The sequence below is a fragment of the Clostridium beijerinckii genome (assembly GCF_018223745.1).
Classification (GTDB): Bacteria; Bacillota; Clostridia; order Clostridiales; family Clostridiaceae; genus Clostridium; species Clostridium beijerinckii.
In genome coordinates this window covers 2,681,741-2,703,021 of the sequence record NZ_CP073653.1, presented here as the reverse complement: position 1 = coordinate 2,703,021, position 21,281 = coordinate 2,681,741, and the positions used below count along the sequence as shown (strand labels likewise).

General features: G+C 28.7%; 17 protein-coding genes. 3 read left to right on the top strand and 14 right to left on the bottom strand.

What is annotated here, in order from left to right; genetic code table 11:
* Nucleotides 1–164: 164 nt before the first annotated feature.
* The 9 genes from KEC93_RS12385 to KEC93_RS12345 all read right to left on the bottom strand — a co-directional run bounded on the left by KEC93_RS12385 (nucleotide 165) and on the right by KEC93_RS12345 (nucleotide 13,066).
* The gene (locus KEC93_RS12385) at nucleotides 165–1,508 is read right to left on the bottom strand and encodes an MATE family efflux transporter (RefSeq protein ID WP_023976529.1); all 1,344 of its coding nucleotides are present in this window, start codon (nucleotides 1,506–1,508) and stop codon (nucleotides 165–167) included.
* A gap of 619 nt (nucleotides 1,509–2,127) precedes the next feature.
* Nucleotides 2,128–2,667, bottom strand: coding sequence for an NUDIX domain-containing protein (locus KEC93_RS12380; RefSeq protein WP_034851959.1), 540 nt, complete (start codon nucleotides 2,665–2,667; stop codon nucleotides 2,128–2,130).
* 540 nt (nucleotides 2,668–3,207) lie between these two features.
* Nucleotides 3,208–3,843, bottom strand: coding sequence for a DUF3793 family protein (locus KEC93_RS12375; RefSeq protein ID WP_039769757.1), 636 nt, complete (start codon nucleotides 3,841–3,843; stop codon nucleotides 3,208–3,210).
* 22 nt (nucleotides 3,844–3,865) lie between these two features.
* On the bottom strand, nucleotides 3,866–4,282 hold the full coding sequence (locus KEC93_RS12370; RefSeq protein WP_023976532.1) for a flavodoxin: 417 nt from the start codon (nucleotides 4,280–4,282) through the stop codon (nucleotides 3,866–3,868).
* Nucleotides 4,283–4,424: 142 nt separating this feature from the next.
* Nucleotides 4,425–5,285, bottom strand: coding sequence for a DMT family transporter (locus KEC93_RS12365; RefSeq protein ID WP_077869251.1), 861 nt, complete (start codon nucleotides 5,283–5,285; stop codon nucleotides 4,425–4,427).
* Nucleotides 5,286–5,361: 76 nt separating this feature from the next.
* Nucleotides 5,362–6,132: a hypothetical protein gene (locus KEC93_RS12360; protein ID WP_077306714.1), complete on the bottom strand. Its 771-nt coding sequence runs from the start codon at nucleotides 6,130–6,132 to the stop codon at nucleotides 5,362–5,364.
* Nucleotides 6,133–6,324: 192 nt separating this feature from the next.
* Nucleotides 6,325–7,392: a hypothetical protein gene (locus KEC93_RS12355; protein ID WP_077869252.1), complete on the bottom strand. Its 1,068-nt coding sequence runs from the start codon at nucleotides 7,390–7,392 to the stop codon at nucleotides 6,325–6,327.
* 92 nt (nucleotides 7,393–7,484) lie between these two features.
* Nucleotides 7,485–8,525 carry a phosphodiester glycosidase family protein gene (locus KEC93_RS12350; protein WP_077869253.1) on the bottom strand — a complete coding sequence of 347 codons (1,041 nt, stop codon included), beginning with the start codon at nucleotides 8,523–8,525 and terminating at the stop codon, nucleotides 7,485–7,487.
* 227 nt (nucleotides 8,526–8,752) lie between these two features.
* A complete protein-coding gene (locus tag KEC93_RS12345) occupies nucleotides 8,753–13,066 on the bottom strand; it encodes a 2-hydroxyacyl-CoA dehydratase (RefSeq protein WP_077869254.1) in 4,314 nt (1,437 codons plus the stop codon).
* A 216-nt stretch (nucleotides 13,067–13,282) separates the two neighbouring features.
* On the opposite strand from KEC93_RS12345, the gene KEC93_RS12340 reads away from it, so the two are divergent.
* The gene (locus KEC93_RS12340) at nucleotides 13,283–13,639 is read left to right on the top strand and encodes a tetratricopeptide repeat protein (RefSeq protein WP_012058618.1); all 357 of its coding nucleotides are present in this window, start codon (nucleotides 13,283–13,285) and stop codon (nucleotides 13,637–13,639) included.
* A 1-nt stretch (nucleotide 13,640) separates the two neighbouring features.
* On the opposite strand, the gene KEC93_RS12335 is transcribed toward KEC93_RS12340, so the two are convergent.
* The 3 genes from KEC93_RS12335 to KEC93_RS12325 form a co-directional block, all read right to left on the bottom strand.
* A complete protein-coding gene (locus KEC93_RS12335) occupies nucleotides 13,641–14,360 on the bottom strand; it encodes a transglutaminase-like domain-containing protein (RefSeq protein ID WP_039769764.1) in 720 nt (239 codons plus the stop codon).
* Between the two features lie 138 nt (nucleotides 14,361–14,498).
* Nucleotides 14,499–15,140: a recombination regulator RecX gene (gene recX, locus KEC93_RS12330; RefSeq protein ID WP_023976720.1), complete on the bottom strand. Its 642-nt coding sequence runs from the start codon at nucleotides 15,138–15,140 to the stop codon at nucleotides 14,499–14,501.
* A 35-nt stretch (nucleotides 15,141–15,175) separates the two neighbouring features.
* Nucleotides 15,176–16,417 (bottom strand): M16 family metallopeptidase, encoded by a 1,242-nt coding sequence (locus KEC93_RS12325; protein WP_017213110.1) that lies wholly within the window; start codon nucleotides 16,415–16,417, stop codon nucleotides 15,176–15,178.
* A 717-nt stretch (nucleotides 16,418–17,134) separates the two neighbouring features.
* On the opposite strand from KEC93_RS12325, the gene KEC93_RS12320 reads away from it, so the two are divergent.
* Both KEC93_RS12320 and KEC93_RS12315 read left to right on the top strand, forming a co-directional pair.
* Nucleotides 17,135–17,806, top strand: a complete 672-nt coding sequence (locus KEC93_RS12320) for a response regulator transcription factor (protein ID WP_012058614.1) — start codon at nucleotides 17,135–17,137, stop codon at nucleotides 17,804–17,806.
* Nucleotides 17,807–19,327, top strand: a complete 1,521-nt coding sequence (locus tag KEC93_RS12315) for a sensor histidine kinase (protein ID WP_065417356.1) — start codon at nucleotides 17,807–17,809, stop codon at nucleotides 19,325–19,327. It abuts the gene before it with no gap.
* An 11-nt stretch (nucleotides 19,328–19,338) separates the two neighbouring features.
* On the opposite strand, the gene ymfI is transcribed toward KEC93_RS12315, so the two are convergent.
* Together ymfI and KEC93_RS12305 are read right to left on the bottom strand one after the other, a co-directional pair.
* Complete coding sequence (gene ymfI, locus KEC93_RS12310; protein ID WP_065417357.1) at nucleotides 19,339–20,082, bottom strand: elongation factor P 5-aminopentanone reductase; 744 nt, start codon at nucleotides 20,080–20,082, stop codon at nucleotides 19,339–19,341.
* A gap of 235 nt (nucleotides 20,083–20,317) precedes the next feature.
* Complete coding sequence (locus KEC93_RS12305) at nucleotides 20,318–21,253, bottom strand: dipeptidase (protein ID WP_065417358.1); 936 nt, start codon at nucleotides 21,251–21,253, stop codon at nucleotides 20,318–20,320.
* Nucleotides 21,254–21,281 lie beyond the last annotated feature (28 nt).

Below are 21,281 nucleotides of genomic sequence, written 5' to 3'. Positions count from 1 at the left end.
ATCAGTTATTATTGTAAACATTTTCTTTTAAATTATAACTATTTTTTTAATATCTTTGCAAATTTCTTATAATTATACAAAAAGAAGTTATCTAAAAATAATAAAAATTAATGTTAATCATCCATTATTATTTTCCTATTCTTAGATAACTTCTTTTAACTATTTTAGTCAGAAATTCTATGCTTAAGCCAGTTATTTCCTCTAAGCCTAAAGCAGTACATAAGTCCACGTACAATCCAATCAATATACATAGCAATCCAAATTCCTAAAACACCAATTCCTAGAACAATACCTAAAATATAACCTGCAAATATTCTAAATATCCACATACCTATAAATGCAGTTAGCATAGTATATCTGGTATCACCAGCTCCTTTAAGGCCTGATGAAAGTATGAAAGATATCCCCCAAGCAATTAATGCTATACTGTTGCTTCTAGTTAATGTTGCTGATATATTTATTACCTCTGGAACATTTGTATAAAGAGATGCTAACCATTTTGATATAGGTATAAAAATCAATCCCAAAGATACTAAGCAAATAGTACCAAACTTAGTCAAGTATATTAATGTACTCTTTGCACCTTTAATATCATTTCTCCCTACATACTGTCCCACAAAAGTTGTTGCTGCTAAACAAAGTGAATTTCCCGGAACATTTATCATTATAGCAATTGATGATGAAATTGCATTGGCAGCAATAGATGCTGTTCCCATTGTAACTATAAACATCTGAACTATTAATTTTCCTGCATTAAATATCACTTGTTCCATGCCCGCTGGAATTCCTATATTAAATATATTTTTCTGTATTTCCATATCAAATTTAAATGGAAATATCTTTTTTAATTTTATAATTTTACTTCCTCTAAATAAAACTAACATTATAATTAAAGTACCAATAAGTCTAGCAATTGCAATTGCTACTGCCGCACCAGCTATCCCAAATGATGGTATGTTCAATGCATTAATTCCAAATATCAATGTATATCCTAAAGCAATATTTATAAGATTCATAAATATTGTTATTTGCATAGGAGTTTTTGTATCTCCACATCCTCTGAGTATACCATTAGCAATTTGTTCTATTGCTATAAATGGATACGTAAGCAAAGTAAACTCCAAATATAGTTTTGCATCGATTTTAACTAATTCTTCTGCTGAACCATAAAGTACATTAATTAATTTAATCCTGAAAATCCACAAAAGCAATGTTATAATTAATGATACTAAAATACCTGATACAATAGCTTGTTTAGCTGTTTCATTTGCTTTCTTAGGTTTATTTCTTCCTATCTGCTGCGCAACCACTACCGTTGCACCAACTGATAAAGCTGCAAAAAATGATATGAACATATTGTTTATAGAATCAACCATTCCTATTGCTGATACAGCTTGTTCACCAATATGTCCTGCCATCATTGTATTACATGTACCTAATAACATAACAAATGTTTGCTCTATCATTATAGGTATTGCTAACTTTAAAACATCTTTTCTTATTAACACACAATATCCTTCTTCCTTCTAGTAAAACACCCAAGTTACTAGTTTTTTCTGTTAACGTTAAACAAAAATTAAAGCTATATATTTATAGCTATTACCCTTGTCCATTTTCAATTCACATTATATATCTTCATATTCGTCTTTATATCACTCCTCGCTGCTCCAACAATTTAATGCTCATATATTCAATAATAAATTCCATCTTCCATAATGTATTCTAATACACGCTATCCCAAAATCAATAATTTATAATACATTTTTTATAAAAACACGCAAATAGAATGACATATCGTTAATATTTCATAAACATATATCATTCTTTCTTTGATATAAAATTTTTATAACTATTTATAATCTTATCACTTATTACTAAAAATCACCACCTTACTCTACATACTTTATCACTAAAATAAGGTATTTAGATTATTCTTCTTTTGACTAACACTTGTTTTTATTAATATTCTGTGCAATATGAATTAATTCATAAAATTTCTTACATTTCTTTCGAGGCTTTTTAATATATATTCTTTAACTAAATTTCTACATTTAAATTGCGTATGAGTATTTCACTTACTAAAACTTTAAATATAAATTTATTACATCAATATATACGTATTAATTATTATGTTATTTTATTAAATCTATTTATATAATCTCTTATCACTTTTAGCACATAAGTTTCTCTAAAAATCCAGTTTGGAATTGGTTCTACTCCTGATGATATTATTTTTTCATTATTATTAATAGCATCTTCTATTTGTATCCACTCTGGCCTAAATTTTAATTTAGCCTCATATGGATCCAATTTTTGAGCTTTCCTTACATTTGATACTTCTGCTAAGTAATAGTAAGAGATCATCTTAAAAACTCTATTATTAACATATTTATCTTTGCTTCTTTCTGTTATAATTCCAAGTTGATCACCAATTTTACTGCAAACATATCCAGTTTCTTCTTCCACTTCTCTTTTCAGAGCATCTATATGCCCCTCATCCTTTTTCATTCCTCCTCCTGGAAACTTATAATCCTTATTCTTGGAATGTACCATTAGAATCTTTTTATCCTTTATTATTATTCCTCTTACTGCTTCCCTAAAATTGATTTTTTCGATTGAATCACTTACTTTGTCTATTTCAAAAAGTTTGTTGAACATAATATTCATTTTCTCACATCCTTATTCTTCAAAATTCCCTATACCATAAATAATTTATCTACTAAATCTTTGATTTCGCCCAGATATTGTTAAAATAATAATTAATTTAGTTAGCCATTAATGATGTTTTTTATATTTTTTACTATTTTACAGAAAAATATCCTTAAATAAATTATACTTTAATTATCTATTATTGTAAAAATTTATTAAAATTTTAAACCCACAAAGTTTTTGCAAACCTTGTGGGCCATATTTGAATTTTATGAAATGTATCTACTTTTTTATATTAAATAGAAATTGTTCGTTTGTACTATTTATGAAGATATTTATAATGGTGTGTGGACATTAACAAATATCTTTTAATCATAATACTTAGTGGTGTGTGGTCACTAAATATTAAACTTTTGGTGGTTAATTACTCACATTCATGGTAGTGTGCGTTACCAAGAATATTTTATTTTGTATTCAAAATTTTGATAAAACTTTTTTAATTATATTAATCAATTCTAATAATCTAAATTATCTATTTGCTAAATACAATTTTTATAATCAAATGTATAAAGCATTTTTATAAAAGGAGTTTTTTATGCTTAAAGCGAGGTCACGCGATAAACTTCCCTCAAGCATATTATTTATTGTATATTCTTTAACTGTGTCATATGCGTTAAAAATCATCTTTGCTTTCTTACTATCGTTATATACCTTCCAGTATCCACATAGTAAACATTTTTTAGTAGTACATTCCATAAAATCTTTAACATCTTCAAATGGTATTCCTAGGAATAATCCAAGCTCATGAGGGCAGTGATATTTATTATATCTAAATTTTAATGTATCAATATATCTATCTATTTTTATTTGGGAAGGATACCCTATGTTTGCTAAAAAATCTATATGTGATTTTTTATTTAACTCTTTTTCTAATATATTTTCATCATAAATCATTATTATCATACAATCATTATTTTCTCTTAACTCTATGAATTTTAGATTTATATTCTTTATAAATTTTTTTCCGAAGTCATTCCAGCCAATATACATCTTTTCATTACTTTTTTTCAAATTTATAGTTACAGCCGGTTTAACTCCTGCGATAACTAATGATGAATTATATACCAAGAAATTTTCTATATATTCCTTCTCATCCATCAAATCTAATCTTTTGTAAAAATCTAGATATTTCATATCATATCACCACCAAATTTAATTATATATTAGCAATCTTCTTACCAAAGTCTATGCAATCTTGTTCAGCTTCATCTGGCTCATTTTGAACTATTAATGGTGTTTCTACTACAACACAACCATATCCATTCATTCTTTCTTCAAAATCTCTCATCCATTTTCCATCGCCCCAACCATAAGAACCGAAAAGCGCAACTTTCTTACCTGATACCTTAGTTGAAATTTCCTCTATAAATGGCTCAAACTCTGACTCTTCTAATACTTCATCTCCCATTGCTGAACAACCTAGAATAAGTATATCCTCATTTAGTAATTCGTCTATATTTACATCTGAGACATTTATAGTATTAACATCTTTCCCACTTTCTATGATTCCTTTTGCAATTAATTCTGCCATTTTTTCTGTGTTTCCTGTTCCTGACCAATATACTATTTTCATTACTTATACCACTCCCTATTAATTTAAATAATCTTGAAAATCATTCTCAATTAGATAATATTATATATAACCACTTTTGTCAAGTTTTATTAATAAATTTTATATTTTTTTCCTTAACTAATATTTTTTATATTATTTATAATCAATCTTTATTGTATACAAACATATATAAGGATGCACTGAAGATGATAATATATCCCACAAGACTTAAGTAATCAGGAAGAATTCCAAATAAACATAAACTTATTATTGCTGAAAAAATTATATTTGTATAATCAAATATTGATATTTCTTTTGCCGGTGCATATTTATACGCTAAAGTTATTCCAAATTGTCCAAGACTTGCAAAAATACCAGCTAAAAACAAATAAATAAGTTGCATTATATTCATATTTTCATAGTATATTATCATTAATGGAAAAGTAATTATACTAGAAATGAAAGAAAAATAGAACACAATAGTTTCTGGATGTTCTTTTCCACTTAAAGATCTAACACATGTATAAGCTGCTGCTGCTGTGACACCACCTAAAATTCCAGCTATTGCAGGCATTATTTCTAAATTTAATGAAGGCTTTATTATGAATAAAGTTCCTATAAATGCTATAATTATTGCTATAATCTGTTTTATATTCACTTTCTCTTTTAAAAATATCCCCGAAAAAATAATTACGAAGAAAGGGCTTAATTTATTTAGCATATTAGCATCTGATAGAACTAATTTATCTATAGAGTAGAAATTAAATAAAATTCCTAAAGTTCCAAATATTGATCTAAGCAATAATGTCTTTTGATTATTTTTTTGTCCAAAAAAGTTTCCTCTGTGTTTTGATATTAGTGCAAATGCCACCATTAGTGATACTATATTTCTAAAAAAAGTTTTTTGAAATGATGGCAAATCACCAGAAATCTTAACAAATGCCGACATCATTGCAAATCCAAATGCAGATGCAGTTATAAATATTATTCCTTTCTTTCTGTTGCTTAAATTTGTTAATTTCATTTGTCCTCCTATTAGTATCTATTTTTAATATAAAAGCGCATAAGCTACTATAAATAAGTGCTCACACGCTTATATTTTATTCAATCAATTCTAAAACTGGCCTATACCCTACAGTTTCATATTTTAAGTCCTTAACTGACTGCTTAGAATATGTCGTTGAATAATATCCTCTTATTATGCAGAATTTTTCACTTCTTAAGCCTTCGCTTTGAGTGAAAGATGAGAAATTATACCAATGCCATAAAGCGTTATTATTTCCATTAATCTTCTCATCATCAAATTTCTTTATATTATTATCTACATCATAATCTTCACTTGGTGGAAGTCCATCAATTTTATTAGGATTTACTATATACTTATCCCATTCATTATTCTTATAATTTTTCTTTTCACTATATCCAGTTAAGAGCCTTAAGATGTATTTTTCCCCTTCTACTATCACTACTTTACCAAAAACTAAATTTTGATCATTAAGTTCATTCCATGAAATATTTTTCAAAATATTTCTATCACAAATCAATAATTTCTTTCCAGCATCATTTATCTCTATCCAAGACAATTTATAATCATCATCTTTATCAGTATCTTTAATTTCTATTTTTTGGCCTGCAAATGAAGTAATGTCTTTGAACTGCAAGAAATCTCCTGGCACCTTTTGCTTTTCATCATTTAAATATAAAGTACCAAAGCTCCTTATTACACCTGTTGAATATGTCTTAATATCAATGATTTTTTTTATTTTTCTATTTCTAAATCTCTTCCCCATTGCTATGGCACCACTTAATGCTGCCATGGATCCAACAATAACTCCTGTTCCAATTAACTTATTTTTTTTACTTTTATCCATAAGTTCCACCCCTTTTACCATTGATTTTATATTTACATAAATTTAATTATATGACTTTTTTTATATTTTATTCTTTTAAAACTTATATGAATTATTATATCTTATTATGATAGATCATTAAATATAAAAATTTCTTATATTTTTGCATTATTAAAATCATGATTATTTAGCAAAGTAATTTTATTAAGCATATTATTGCTTAATCGAAATTCTGTTTTCTCCAATCTCGTACTTTGTTAACTTATTTCCATTTATAGAAATAATCCCTTTAGAATAAGATTGCAAAAGATCTCCTTCATACTTAATTGTCTTCTTACTAATAAGCTCTAAAACACTTTCAGCAGATTTATCATTAATATAAACCTTTCCTGAATAATCTACAATTATATCTTCCTTACTTACTGGCTTTGGCAAAATCAGCATATTCCATTTTATTTTCCCTTCGTTTAATGCTGAATAATATATTTTAGTAATATTTCCGCTAACTTCTTCACCAAAATATACATTGTCATTAATATCATTGCCTAGTATTTTTATAACTTTTGCATTTGGTATTTCTATGTTATTGGGACTATTTAATATGGTTGCTCCATTCCCCATTTCCATTACCGCATTTGTACTTGTAGTAGGAACCACTATATTTCCAATTTCTTTATTTGATCTGACTTTCTCTAATTGATTCATTACATTAGCATAATATAGATCACTTTTTCCATTCGCTTTATCAATTTTTATGTAAAGACTATGTGTTGCAGTAGAAAATACTACATTACCTACTTTATCGCTTGTATTCCTTGTATCTATTTTCAACTCATTTAAATTAAAATCTGCAAGTTGTCGTGTTTCTCCTTTCTTTGCATCAAAAGAGACTGGCTCAAAGTAAGCTCCTCCTTTTTTTTGCACTTTTTGTATAACTATTATATTGTTTTCATTTGTTAACCATTTATAGAACACTACATCTCCGCCATCATCACATTGAAATTCTTTTTCACTATTATCATTGCTATCTAATACCTTAAGTTTACTATTTTCTATATAAGCAACAAATCTGCCATCTGAGGATACTGATGCTTTAGAAACCCCATCTTTAATGTTAATTTCATTTTGCTTATTATCTTTTGGAGTTTCCTTTTCTTCAACTTTTTCAGCTTGAATTTTTACATCTGAAGATAAATATATATTTTCTACATATAAAAATATACCTTGTTGAATTACTATTGCTATAAGTGTCCACACTACTATTCTTATCAAGTTTTTCATTAACTATCCTCTCCTACAAAGATACTTCAAAATCACTTCTACTTTTGTGTTATATGTAATATTTATTATAATAATTTTTATTATAATTTATTTTACTCAACGTAAAAAGCTGTGGCAACAGATCTTTCACCATCCCAAGCATTTGGAGAATTTATCACTTCTCCCTTATAGTACATTGTAGAAGAATAACCACCATCAAGAGCTCCCGCATTAATTGCACCTCTATCTAACATTATTTCTTGAACATCATACAAACTTGCTCCAGGCGCTGTGATTTTTCGCCCATCAATAACTAAAAATATAACTGTACCATCTTCTTTTTGCCCCACTGCAGTTCTAGGGTTAAGCCCATCAGAGGTCTTATCTTTAACTTGAGGCTTACCATTTATAATAATATTAGGCCTTCTAAAACACATTGCTTCTTGTACTCCTAGCTTTTGAAGCTCATCAAGAGTATGATCTCCCACAATAAGCTGACCACCTTTAGTAAAGGCTATAACATTTTCAACATTAGTCCTATTTACATTGCTCTTAGGATATACAACTTTTCCACCTGATATAACAAATCCTCCTGGCTCTGCCCCAGTTCCTGCATAAAGCGTTCCATCAGAAGATTTATCTACAAAAGATCCACCATTAATAGCTGCAATAGCATTATTCTCTTCTGCCATTTCGCTGGTTTTCTGTCCCATTTTTCCTAAATATTTTGTCATTGCAACTTTAACTCCTAATGGATTTTTTATTTCAAGTATATATCCATTATACCTGTCCGTATGTATATCATATCTAGTTATTTCATTTCCACTAGTATATTTAACTTTTACTTTATTTAAATCTGTTTCTGTATTTTGGGTACTGTCATCTTTCGTTTCTTCTGTATTTTTGTTAACTCCTAAGATTTTATTTATTTCTTCCTGAGACATAAAATCAGTTAATAGATATGCATGTCTTGTTCCAAGTAATGTTGAAACAAATACTTTTCTTGTATTTTCATACGGTCCAAAAAATAACACTAGAGGTGTACTTATACACAGAAAGAGAATTATGTATATTATCCCCAAAAAGAATACTAACGGTTTAAATTTTTTATTTTTAATTTCCTCTTTTTCTTGATGATTACTTTGCGTATCCATCGATTACCTCCTAATAAATTGCACATTACTTTAATAGCCTATAAAACTGTACAATAACCATTATATAAACTAAAACTAACATAAAACAATAATTGTAATAAAAACAATTACATGTAAATTCCTTCAAAAGCTTTAATGCATAATGTACGTTAATTATAAATTATGTACATTATGCATTATAAATACATGATTATGCTAACTAAAACATTAAATTTAACACAATTTAATTAAATATTGTCTTCAAGTGTTAAACCTGCCTCATTATGAAATTGCTGCTCCACAATACTTTCATTTTGTTTTTTATGATATTTAAGTTCATCACCTAAATTTTTAAAGGCAACTGACAACATTAGCTTAATTCTATTTAACTGGTTTACATTTGAGGCACCAGGATCATAATCTATTGCCACTATATTTGATTTTGGATATCTTTCTTTTAGTGCTTTTATCATACCTTTTCCAGTAACATGATTAGGCAAACATGCAAAAGGTTGAAGACACACTATATTACTTGTACCAGACTCAATAAGTTCTATCATTTCTGCTGTTAAAAACCAACCTTCTCCAGTTTGGTTTCCAAGAGAAAGTATAGGTGATGCCATACCTGCTAATTCTTTTATGTGCTTTGGCTTAGAAAATCTAACGCTTTTTTCTAGTTGTTTTTTCATAGTTTTTCTGTATGTTTCAATATACGAAATAGCCATATTACATAAATTTTTTGAAAGCTTACTTCCTGCCAAATATTTTGCTTTAAAGTCTGCGTCAAATGCTGAGTAGAAAAAGAAATCTAAAAGATCTGGCACAACTGCTTCTGCTCCTTCATTTTCTAAAATCCCTACAATATCATTGTTTGCTGTTGGATGGAACTTAACCAATATTTCTCCAACAACACCAACCTTAGGCTTTTTAACATTTAGTAGTGGTAATTCATCAAACTCTTGAATGATTTCTTTTATGTTGTTATTAAACTCTCTCTTGCTTCCATTGACTAAATTTAATTTTACCTTTTCATTCCACTTCTTATAAATATCATTGGCAGATCCTTTAACTTTTTCATAAGGCCTTGTCCTATACAATACTCTCATGAATAAGTCTCCATATACTAATGCCATAATAGCTTTATGAAGCAATTTTGGAGTAATCTTAAAACCTGGTTGTTTTTCAAGCCCTACTGCATTTAACGATATAACAGGTATTTGTTCAAATCCAGCATGCTTTAAAGCCATCTTTAAAAATCCAATATAATTTGTTGCTCTACAACCACCGCCAGTTTGAGATATTATAACTGAAGTATTATTCAAATCATATTTTCCAGATTTTAAAGCTTCAATTATTTGACCGATTACTATAATTGATGGATAACAAGCATCATTATTAACATATTTCAATCCTTCATCAACAGCTTTCATGTCCATTGATGGTAAAACTTCTAAATTATAGCCTGATGCATTCACTGCTGTCTCAATTAAGTCAAAATGAATAGGAGACATTTGAGGGCATAAAATCGTATGTTTTTTTCTCATCTCTGGTGTGAATACTGGATTTTGGTATACTATTTGTTCTTCAACTGGTTTATAATTTTTTCGTTCTCTTTCGCCCATTGCAGCTTTTAATGATCTAATTCTAATCTTAGCAGCTCCTAAATTATTTCCTTCATCTATTTTTAAAACTGTATATATCTTTCCTTTTGAAGATATAATTTCAGAAACTTGATCTGTAGTAACTGCATCTAATCCACAACCAAAGGAATTTAGCTGAATCATATCTACACAAGGCTCATCAGCAACAAAAGCAGCCGCTCTGTATAATCTTGAGTGATACATCCACTGATCTACAACTCTAAGTTTATCTTTTAATATACCTAAATGAGACACACTATCTTCTGTTAACACAGCCATATCGAAAGAATTTATTATATCAGGTATTCCATGATTTATTTCAGGATCTACATGGTAAGGTCTTCCACTTAATACTATTCCTTTTTTATTATTCTCTCTTAAGTATGAAATAACTTCCTCACCTTTTTTTTGAATATCCTTTTTGAAACTCTCTCTTTCTTTACTTGCTTCTTCCACTGCTATTTTAGCTTCTTGCATGCTTACATCAAATGCCTTGAATTCATCCACTATTCTTTTTATAAGTTCCTTTTCGTTATCCAAAGATAAAAATGGTTCCATGAAATTAATGTTGCTTTCCTTTAATTCATCCATATTATTTTTTATCGCTTCTGGATAAGAAGTTACCATAGGACAATTGTAATGATTTTGAGCATCCATAAACTCTTTTTTCTCATATGATATACAAGGATAAAATATATTTTTAATTCCTCTATTTATTAAATTCATTATATGACCATGCGCCAATTTTGCTGGATAACAAGCTGACTCTGATGGAATTGTTTCAATTCCAAGTTCATATATCTTCTTGCTTGAAGGTGCTGATAATTTAACGCTAAAGCCCAAGTTAGTTAAAAGTGTAAACCAAAACGGATAATTTTCATACATGTTAAGAACTCTTGGAATTCCTATAACTCCACGTTTAGCTTCTTCTTCTTTTAAAGGCTTATAGGCAAATGTTCTCTTATATTTATAATCGAATAAATTTGGTAGTTTGTTTTCCTTAGACTTTTCTATTCCAAGCCCTCTTTCGCACCTATTTCCTGAAATAAACTCCTCATCTGTAGAGAATTTATTTACAGTAAGCAAACAATTATTCCCACACTTTCCGCATCTTCTAAATGATGCTGTCATTTCAAATTGATCTATTCCATCTCTAGGTAATAAAGTTGACTTTTCTCCTTCAATATATCGTTCCTTTGCAATAAGCGCACAACCAAATGCTCCCATTAGTCCTGAGATATCTGGTCTTACTGCTTCTCGGCCTGATATAAGTTCAAAACTCCTAAGTACAGCTTCATTATAAAATGTTCCACCTTGTACTATAACTTTTCCACCTATGTCTTTTTCATCTCTTAACTTTATTACTTTAAACAAAGCATTCTTTATAACCGAATATGAAAGGCCAGCTGATATATCTGAAATTTCAGCTCCTTCTTTTTGAGACTGTTTAACTCTAGAGTTCATAAATACTGTGCACCTAGAACCTAAATCCACTGGAGCTTTAGATTTTAAGGCTTCATTTGCGAAATCCTCTACCTTCATATCAAGAGACTTAGCAAAACTCTCAATAAAAGATCCACATCCTGATGAACAAGCTTCATTTAAAAGTATTCCATCAATTGCATCATTTTTTATCTTTATGCACTTCATATCTTGTCCGCCTATGTCCAAGATAAAATCTACACCTGGTAAGAAATGGTCTGCAGCCTTATAATGTGCAATTGTTTCAATTTCTCCTATATCTATATGAAGTGCTGCTTTAATAAGAGCTTCTCCATAACCTGTAACAGAAGAGTTTACAATCTCTATTGTTTCAGGAAGTTTTTCATATAAATCTTTCATGATTTCTACAACTTTATTTAACGGATTTCCTTCATTGCTTCCATAGTAAGAATATAAAAGCTCGGAATTCTCACCTATAAGTGCTACTTTAGTAGTTGTAGAACCAGCATCTATTCCTAAAAATGCTTGTCCTTTATATTCCCTTAACTCTCCCCTTTTTACAACATTTTTATCATGTCTCTCTTTAAACTTGTTGTAATCTTCTTTATCTTTAAATAACGGTTCAAGTCTTGGTTCAGTATCATCCTTTATATTAGAAATATCAGAAATTTTATCTACTATATTTTTTAAAGATGTTGATTTTTCCTTTGTTGACAATAGAGCCGCTCCCATCGCAACAAAAAGTTGAGAATTTTCTGGTGCAATAATTTGGTCATCCTTTAAATTCAATGTTTCAATAAATCTTTCCCTTAATTCTGAAAGGAAAAATAAAGGACCTCCTAAAAATGCAACATTGCCTCTTATAGGCTTACCACATGCAAGTCCTCCTATAGTTTGGTTAACTACAGCTTGAAATATCGATGCGGCTATATCGCTTTTTTTAGCGCCTTCATTTATCAATGGCTGAACATCTGTTTTCGCAAAGACACCACATCTTGATGCTATAGGATATATTACTTTATATTCTTTAGCATACTCGTTTAACCCCATTGCATCAGTATTCAATAATATGGCCATTTGATCAATGAAAGCTCCAGTACCGCCGGCACAACTTCCATTCATTCGTTGCTCTATTCCACCTCTAAAATATGTAATTTTTGCATCTTCCCCGCCTAATTCTATTACAACGTCAGTCTCAGGAATAATTGTTTCAACTGTTTTTGAACATGCAATTACTTCCTGTACAAAACCAAGATTAAGCCATTTTGATACTGACAATCCTCCTGATCCTGTTATATTAATTTTGCAATTAACATTCCCTAATTCATCATAGCATTCCTTTATTAAGTCAATTATTGTACTTCTTATATCTGAAAAATGTCTTTTATATTTACTATATATTAAAATGTTCTCATTATTAAGAACCACTAATTTTACTGTTGTTGATCCTATATCTAAACCAATTTTATAATTTATCATATTTATTTCACCTACTCTGTTTTTTCAATGTACATATTGGTTATATAATTTTAAAGCTTAAGCACATGAAAGAAAATAATCCCTCATGCATACTGGTCTGTTATTTTTTTGATTATGCCTTAATAAATACTTCCATATGTATACTAATATAAAGTATTGTCTATAATTATAAAGAATTTAAGTTAATATTTACAATTTTGCTATTGGAGGTCACAAATGAATTATTTTACTGAAGGAAACAAATTTTACAATATGAAGGATTACGAAAAAGCCATGGATTTTTATAAAAAGTCCGCATCAGAAAATTTAAACACGGCTTGTTCATACTATAATTGTGGAGTTTGTTTAATTAAACTCAAAAAATTTGATGATGCAATAATTATGCTTAACAAAGCAATTTCTCTTAAGCATGAAAGTAAATACTTTTTTAATCTTGGATATTGCTATGTCATGAAAGAAAGCTTTAATACAGCTTTACGTTTCTTTAATTTAGCATGGTCAATAGATCCTAATGACAAAGATTGTGAAAAGGCCATAGATCTTATTATTTCAAAATTTAAAAAAGCAAACTAATTTACCATTCACCAGCAATTTCTTCTACATCATGCTTATTAAATAAATTGGAATCAAAATAATTTCCTCCATCATAGAAGGTTGTATCTACATTGATCCATTTATTTTCATCCGCTAAATAAACTTGGTTCCATGCATGGCCAACATATTGTTCTCCATCATAGGCTTGGCCTCCTAAAAGCCTAACTTTAAGATTAGCAGCTCTAGACATCGCTACATAAAGACATGCCTTATCAAAACAAATACCCGTTCTACTACTGAACGCTGGAATTGCACCGCTTTCTGGCATTTTTTCAGTGTCGCCTCCACTTAAAACTTCTTGAGCCTTTTCATTATCGTACTTTATATTACTTCCAATCCAACTATATAATATTTTTGCTCGTTCCCTATCAGTTTTAGCGCCCTGAGTTAATTTTAGCGCTTTATTATCAATTTCTTCATTTGATTTAATACCGTCTTCTATAGTAACTCCATTATAAATAATAATTTCTTTTGATGATGCATTTTTAATTGACTGTATGTTCTTAAATAATTTACTATTTACAATCTTGCTATTTTCACTTGGTGAATATTCTTGTTTAAGAACATTTTCTGTAAATGATTGAACTGACGTGGAATTAAATATTATACTAGGAAAGACTAATAGTGCAATTATGATACTTACTTGGATACATCCTGAGATGATTCCATTAACTACTAACATAGTTTTATTTTCATTCATAATTTTTCCTCCACAAATAATATTTTCACCCTATTATAATGTATATTCTAATTATATCAAAAATGAGAACATAAGCATATTAAAAATACATCTAAAATATGTGCTTTGAATTTCAACGAGCGAAATATAAAAACACTATTAAAAATCATTCACGTCTACAGCCATAACTTTTTTGATTACCTGACTAGTAACCTCTGTATTATATCCCTTTGAAATTAAATACCTATATAATTTTCCTGAAATTTTATAAGTATCGGTCTCTTTATTCTTTATTAAATTATATTTTTTTTGTGCTATATCAAATGCAACATCTTTTTCATTTTCTTTATCTAGATTTAATAATTCCTCATCAATGATTTCTTTGCAAATTCCTTTGCGAAGCAATGTATATTTTATTTTCTGACTTCCCATTGATCGTAATTTATCTTTTATAAAAATTTTTGTATAATTGCCATCATTTATAAAATTATATTCTTTAAGAAATTCAATAGCTTTGTCAATAGATGATTCGTCATACTCTTTAAGCTTTAGCTTATCTCTAACCTCTTTTTCGGTTTTATATGTTTTTTCTATTATTCTCAAAGCAGATTCCTTACACCTCATAAAGTTTTCACTTTCTGCTAGTGTCCTCAATTTCTCAGGATTTATTTCACTATTTACTTTAAGACTTTCTTTATAAACCAATTCTGCTGAAATAGAAAATGCATACTCACCATCTAAGAATAAATTAACTCTTTCTTTGTTTCTCTTTTGAATTTCTATTTTCGTTATTTTCGCCATAGTTAAAACTTTCACCTTTTTTATTATTTAATTTACTAGTTAGACTTTAGTATGTGTATCGTTGGGCTTTTTAAAACTTTTTTCCCAACTTCATTAATCTTTAATATATCCACCATATTTAATCTATCCATATCTTTAACAAATTCAAATATGTCCTCGCCCTCTAATGCCTGATGAAGCATGTAATTGCATAACTCAGATGAATCCTCTAATGTTGATATTACAGCTGTCTTATGGACTTTCTTCATTATATTTAAATCTCTATCTCCTATTTGAATCTTTCCATCAACTACGCTTTTTATTGTTTCCTCAATGGCCGCTTTAGCTTCATCAACGTTTTCCTCACTAACTGCTGTGTATATATAGAGAGTTTTTATATTATTGGTTATTTCTAAATGAGTATAAATATCGTAAGCTAATCCCCTATTCTCTCTAATTTCTCTAAAAAGAAGTGAATTCGAACTTTCCCCAAGTCTATGATTCAAAATTCTTAGTGGAAGTTCATTTGATTTTTCTAAATCATTGAAGGTATATAAATAGACTATAGTGCTTTGCTCTATATCCTTCTTATAACTTATTCCTGTTATTTCTTTATTTTTTTCTATTATGATATTTATAGGTTCCGGCTTTTGCCCTTCCCATTGACTGAAATAGTTTTTCACTAAGTTTATAGCTTCATCATGCTCTAAAGGCGATACCATAGTTATGAGAGAATTTTTTGGTGTATAGTACCTTTTATAAAAAGACATCAATTTCTTTCTGGTGAATCCAGAAACATTCTCTTCAAGTCCAGTAACTTCATATTTCAAAGCACTTTTATTAAATGCAAGTTTATTTACATTTTTAAAACTAAAATCCTCTATATCATCTTTGCTCATCCTTATTTCTGATAAAATTACACCTCGTTCTTTTTCTATTTCATTTTTATCAAATGTTGGATTTACAATCATATCGGCCAAAAGCTCTGTTGCTTTTTTAAATTCTTCAATCAAGCAGCTAATCGTATAAACCGTAACATCATAATCTGTATAAGCATTATATTCTCCACCTAAAGCCTCTAATTCATCATTTAACTCTTCACCAGTTCTATTGATGGTTCCTTTAAACAAAGTATGTTCAATAAAGTGACTTATACCTTTTTCTTTCATATTCTCATATAGAGCACCGACCTTAACTCCTATATTAATAGATGCAATTTGAGTATCCTTCTTAATAGTTATTACTTCCAAGCCATTTTCAAGTGTATGTCTCTTCACATCAAAATTTAATTTTATCATTCACTATTCTCCTAATTACATATCAAATATCCTGATACTTTGCGATCTTTTCATTTAAAATAACACTAGTAATGCTAATCACGTTTTAAAGTATAAATATGCCATTCATAATCATATCACAAAACAAAAGTAAATTTCTATAATCAAAAATAATCTATACACCTATATAATAACACAAATATATGTTCCAATTCAAAATTAGTATTATTATCCACACAAGATGTCTGACGTATATTCTTAAAAATCTTTTTATTTCTTCTAAATTCATGATAATCATTATAAATTTATTATTTATAGATAATTATTATCCAATATAATATATGAGAGTATTTACATTATTATACTATAATGAATTTAATATATACCTTGTAATTGAGCTTGCAGATTTTAGTACTGCTTAGATCTTGTTTTATTGCAATCTTAAATGTAGATTTACTATTATAACATACATATTGATCTTTATATGCTAAACTTAATATAATATGTATGTTGCAATTCACAATACACATTTCACAATTCACAATTACAACCAAAATTCTTGTAATATTTTTAGAATTTTGATAAAGGATTATTTTTGCAATATTATATTGCGCTTAGGACATAAAAAATTGTACAATGTGATATATAATTGTAATAGAATTGCCTTATTTGTAAGGTATTATGTTATTATAACCATTGTATGAATTTACACGTTCACATATAAGGAGATGAAATGTTATGAGAAAGTCTATTTTAATTGTTGAAGATGAACTAAGAATTAGATTTTTACTTAGAGATTATTTAATAAAGGAAGATTTTAATGTTTTTGAAGCCTCAAATGGCGAAGAAGGATTATTTGTATTTAGTACACAAAAAATTGATTTGGTACTTTTAGATATTATGATGCCTGTTATGGATGGATTAACTATGTTGGAAAAATTGAGAGAAGTCTCTACCGTTCCTGTAGTTTTACTCACTGCAAAAGGTGAAGAAGAGGATAAACTTCAAGGTTATGATTACGGAGCTGATGATTATATAACAAAACCCTTTAGCCCTAAAGTTTTAATTGCTAAAGTTAAGGCTCTTCTAAAAAGAACCAGAGAAGACTTAGATTCGAGCTTTCAAGATTTTAATGGTTTAACTATAAACAAACTTTCGCATGAAGTAAAAATTGATGGTAAAGAAATAATATTATCTCCAAAAGAGTACGAACTTTTAATGTACTTAGTTACTAATGAAGGAATTGCTTTAAGTAGAGATAATATATTGGATAATGTTTGGGGGATTGACTACTACGGAGATATACGTACAGTTGACACTAACGTTAAAAGACTTCGTGAAAAGCTGTTAGATAAATCTAATTATATAATTACAGTTCGTGGCAGCGGCTATAAATTTGAGGTTAAATAAATGAGGCGTAGTTTATCTAAAAGGCTATTTAGCATAACATTAGGCCTTGTTCTTGCATTAATGTTCATAACTTACTTTGCACAAGCTTTTTTCTTTGAAAGTTTTTATTCTTACAAAAAAACAATTTCATTAGTTAAAGAAGTTAATAAGTTTCATGATTTATATTCACTTCATATAGACAATGATGCTGACTTGTATAAGGCCTTGCAAAAATTTGAGAATGATAATAATGCTAAAATCATCATTACATCAACAAATGGAGATATAAAATATTTTTCTAACAATATTTATAGTGATAAGGAGAGTTTTGATACCTTAACTTCTTTTGGTAAAGAATTAATAAATAATAGCGATTTGATTAATGATGTTATTACTCATTCTCAAACCAAGTATACAACTTTTACCAATGAGAGCAGCGGCTTAAGTAAAATTGGTGTAATTAGCCCTATGTCTATAACCACAAAAAATGATAGTCTTATTTTTTGCGTTGCTTCAATTCAGCCAATAAAGGAAGCCTCTGAAGTTATGAGTGAATTTTTTGTATATTTGTTTTTTGGATTGATTGTTATATCAGTAATACTTTCTTCAATTTACTCTAACCTTATATCTAAGCCTCTTGTAAACTTAACCAATACAGCAAACAAAATATCTCATATGGATTTCTCAGCAAAAGTTTGTGAAACTGATAGAGATGATGAAATAGGAAGCCTTGCCAAATCGCTAAATTTTTTATCTAAAAATCTACAAGCTGCTTTAGTAGATTTACAGCAAAAAAACAAGAAATTAAAAGATGATATTGAAAAAGAAAGACAATTAGAAGATATGAGAAAAGATTTCATATCTAACGTTAGTCATGAACTAAAAACCCCAATAGGAATTATAGAAGGATATGCAGAAGGTATTAAAGATGGTATTGTGTCTGGCGAAGACGCCAATTTATATTTAGAAACTATAATTGATGAGTCGAAAAAGATGACTGTATTAGTCACTAACATGCTAGAACTTTCAAAACTTGAATCTGGGATTATAAAACCAAATTTTGAATCTTTTAATATTAATAGATTAATTAATAAAATATTAAAGAAGCATAAGCTAGACTTTGAAGAAAATAAGTTCAATGTAAACTTTAATTCATCAATACCTTATAGCTATGTTTATGCAGATCCATTTCAAATGGAGCAGGTTTTAACTAATCTCATAACAAATGCAATTAAATATACTCCTCCTGGCAATGACATAAACGTAAATATTGAAGAAGGTCTAGACAAGTTTAAAATATCTGTTCAAAATATTGGCGTAGTTATTCCTGAGGCTGAAATAAGCAAACTTTTTGATAAATTCTATAGAATAGATAAATCTAGAGAAAGAACTCAAAAGAACAGTACTGGAATTGGCTTATCAATAGTTAAAAATATACTACGTCTTCATAACAGTGAGTTTAATTTACAAAACATCAATAATGGTGTAGAATTTTATTTTTACTTGGAGAAAATAGTATCACCTGAAGGTGAAGAAGAGTAAGCGGATATACATTAAATATATCCACCATCTGCTCTTATTATTTGCCCTGTTATATACGATGACTCTTCACTAGATAAAAATACAGCAATTTTACCAATCTCACTTGGAAGTCCAAATCTTCCTAGAGGAATTTCTTCCTCTAGGGATTTTTTTTCATCTCCTTCTAAAAATGAGTTCATTTTTGTATCTATTACTCCTGGAGCTATACAATTGACTCTTACATTAGAAGGCGCCACTTCTTTTGCAAGTGCTTTTGTGAATGAATTCAATCCACCTTTTGTAGCTGAATACAACACTTCACAAGAGGCTCCAACTTCTCCCCACATAGAAGAAATATTTATGACAGTTCCACTTTTTCTGGAAATCATATTATTTAGGACATGCTTTGTTAAATAAATTGCTCCTAAAAGATTTGTATTCAATATCCTGCTTATTTCTTCTTCTGTTGAATCCATAAATAAACCTATATGACTTATGCCTGCATTGTTTACTAGAATATCAATCTTCCCCATTACTTTTAAAACTTCTTCAACTATCATTTGGCAATTATCAAAAGCTGATATATCTCCTTTTACTATAACTCCATAGCCGTTTATACTCTTTATCTCTTCCAAAGTTTCCTTTGCACCTTCGTCATCAGTAGAGTAATTTATTATAACGCTTGCCCCTTCTTTTGCGAGCTCTACTGCTATAGCTCTTCCTATGCCTCTTGATGCACCTGTAATTAATGCAACTTTACCCCTTAATTTATTCATAACAAACCTTAGTCAGATATTATATAACTGAATATCTGACAAATTCACCACCTTTTAAATTTTCATTGTATTCTATTATATAATTTCTAAATAACATATTCACTCTTCATAAAATTATTTAGTTTGTATTGACTGATAATTTAAGATAATATTTTATAAATTAAAATTTTTTATAACACATGCATTTCAAGAATTTGGTCGTAATTTTCAATTGCATCATATATATGAATTTTTATTATTTAAAGTTTTCTTCAAAAACCCTTAGGACATTTTTATAAAATATTTTTTCTATCTCTGATTCCTTAAAATGATTTTGTTTAAGTGCCAAATATAATTTATTAAATTCTGAAGCGTTTTCTATTTCCACCTCATTGTGTATTCCATCAAAATCGCTTCCAAGGGCAAGTACATCAATTCCTCCAATGTTCCTAATATGTTTTATATGACAAATCATTTCTTCTATTAACGATACACTTTCATTTCCTAAAAAATCAGAACAAAAGTTTATCCCCATTACTCCACCCTTTTCAGCTAATAATTTTATCATATTATCATCTAAATTTCTAGGATGCTCTGTGATCGCACGTGCATTAGAATGTGAAGCTATAAATGGTTTTTTGCAAATTCTAATCAAATCATAAAATCCAGCATCTGATAAATGAGATGCATCAGGAATTATGCCTAAGGTTTCACATTCTTCAATAACTTCAACTCCTTTTCTAGTTAATCCTTTATTTCTATAAGTATAACCTGCGTTAGGATACCCTAATGAGTTTTGATAATTCCAAGTAATTGTTATGATTCTAATCCCCATATCATATACAGTTCTTAGCTTTTGTATATCTCCTTTGATGACTTCTCCTTCTTCTATGGATAAAAAAGCTCCAATCTTACCTGATTTTTCAGCATTTTTTAGCTCAGCTGTATTTCTTACAATTTCTATCTCTCTTTTGTTTTTACTTATTTCTTGAGTAAAGCTATTATATAATTTTATAAATTCATCATATGGATCTTCAATTGATTCTTTCTCTATGAAAAATGCAAAAACCTGACCTAAATTTTCGCCTCTTTTTAAATTTTCAATATTAACTTTGCACTTCTTATGATTAAGATTTAACTTTTCATAAAAAATTCTACTTGCAGTATCACAATGTAAATCAATAAACTTCATATATAATCTCCTTTTCAAACGTTCTTCT

Coding starts and splice junctions, on each gene's coding strand:
- KEC93_RS12380 (WP_034851959.1), bottom strand. CDS start 2,667: ATGAATATTATGTTCAACAAACTTTTTGAAATAGACAAAGTAAGTGAT.
- KEC93_RS12375 (WP_039769757.1), bottom strand. CDS start 3,843: ATGAAATATCTAGATTTTTACAAAAGATTAGATTTGATGGATGAGAAG.
- KEC93_RS12370 (WP_023976532.1), bottom strand. CDS start 4,282: ATGAAAATAGTATATTGGTCAGGAACAGGAAACACAGAAAAAATGGCA.
- KEC93_RS12365 (WP_077869251.1), bottom strand. CDS start 5,285: ATGAAATTAACAAATTTAAGCAACAGAAAGAAAGGAATAATATTTATA.
- KEC93_RS12360 (WP_077306714.1), bottom strand. CDS start 6,132: ATGGATAAAAGTAAAAAAAATAAGTTAATTGGAACAGGAGTTATTGTT.
- KEC93_RS12355 (WP_077869252.1), bottom strand. CDS start 7,392: ATGAAAAACTTGATAAGAATAGTAGTGTGGACACTTATAGCAATAGTA.
- KEC93_RS12350 (WP_077869253.1), bottom strand. CDS start 8,525: ATGGATACGCAAAGTAATCATCAAGAAAAAGAGGAAATTAAAAATAAA.
- KEC93_RS12345 (WP_077869254.1), bottom strand. CDS start 13,066: ATGATAAATTATAAAATTGGTTTAGATATAGGATCAACAACAGTAAAA.
- KEC93_RS12340 (WP_012058618.1), top strand. CDS start 13,283: ATGAATTATTTTACTGAAGGAAACAAATTTTACAATATGAAGGATTAC.
- KEC93_RS12335 (WP_039769764.1), bottom strand. CDS start 14,360: ATGAATGAAAATAAAACTATGTTAGTAGTTAATGGAATCATCTCAGGA.
- recX (WP_023976720.1), bottom strand. CDS start 15,140: ATGGCGAAAATAACGAAAATAGAAATTCAAAAGAGAAACAAAGAAAGA.
- KEC93_RS12325 (WP_017213110.1), bottom strand. CDS start 16,417: ATGATAAAATTAAATTTTGATGTGAAGAGACATACACTTGAAAATGGC.
- KEC93_RS12320 (WP_012058614.1), top strand. CDS start 17,135: ATGAGAAAGTCTATTTTAATTGTTGAAGATGAACTAAGAATTAGATTT.
- KEC93_RS12315 (WP_065417356.1), top strand. CDS start 17,807: ATGAGGCGTAGTTTATCTAAAAGGCTATTTAGCATAACATTAGGCCTT.
- ymfI (WP_065417357.1), bottom strand. CDS start 20,082: ATGAATAAATTAAGGGGTAAAGTTGCATTAATTACAGGTGCATCAAGA.
- KEC93_RS12305 (WP_065417358.1), bottom strand. CDS start 21,253: ATGAAGTTTATTGATTTACATTGTGATACTGCAAGTAGAATTTTTTAT.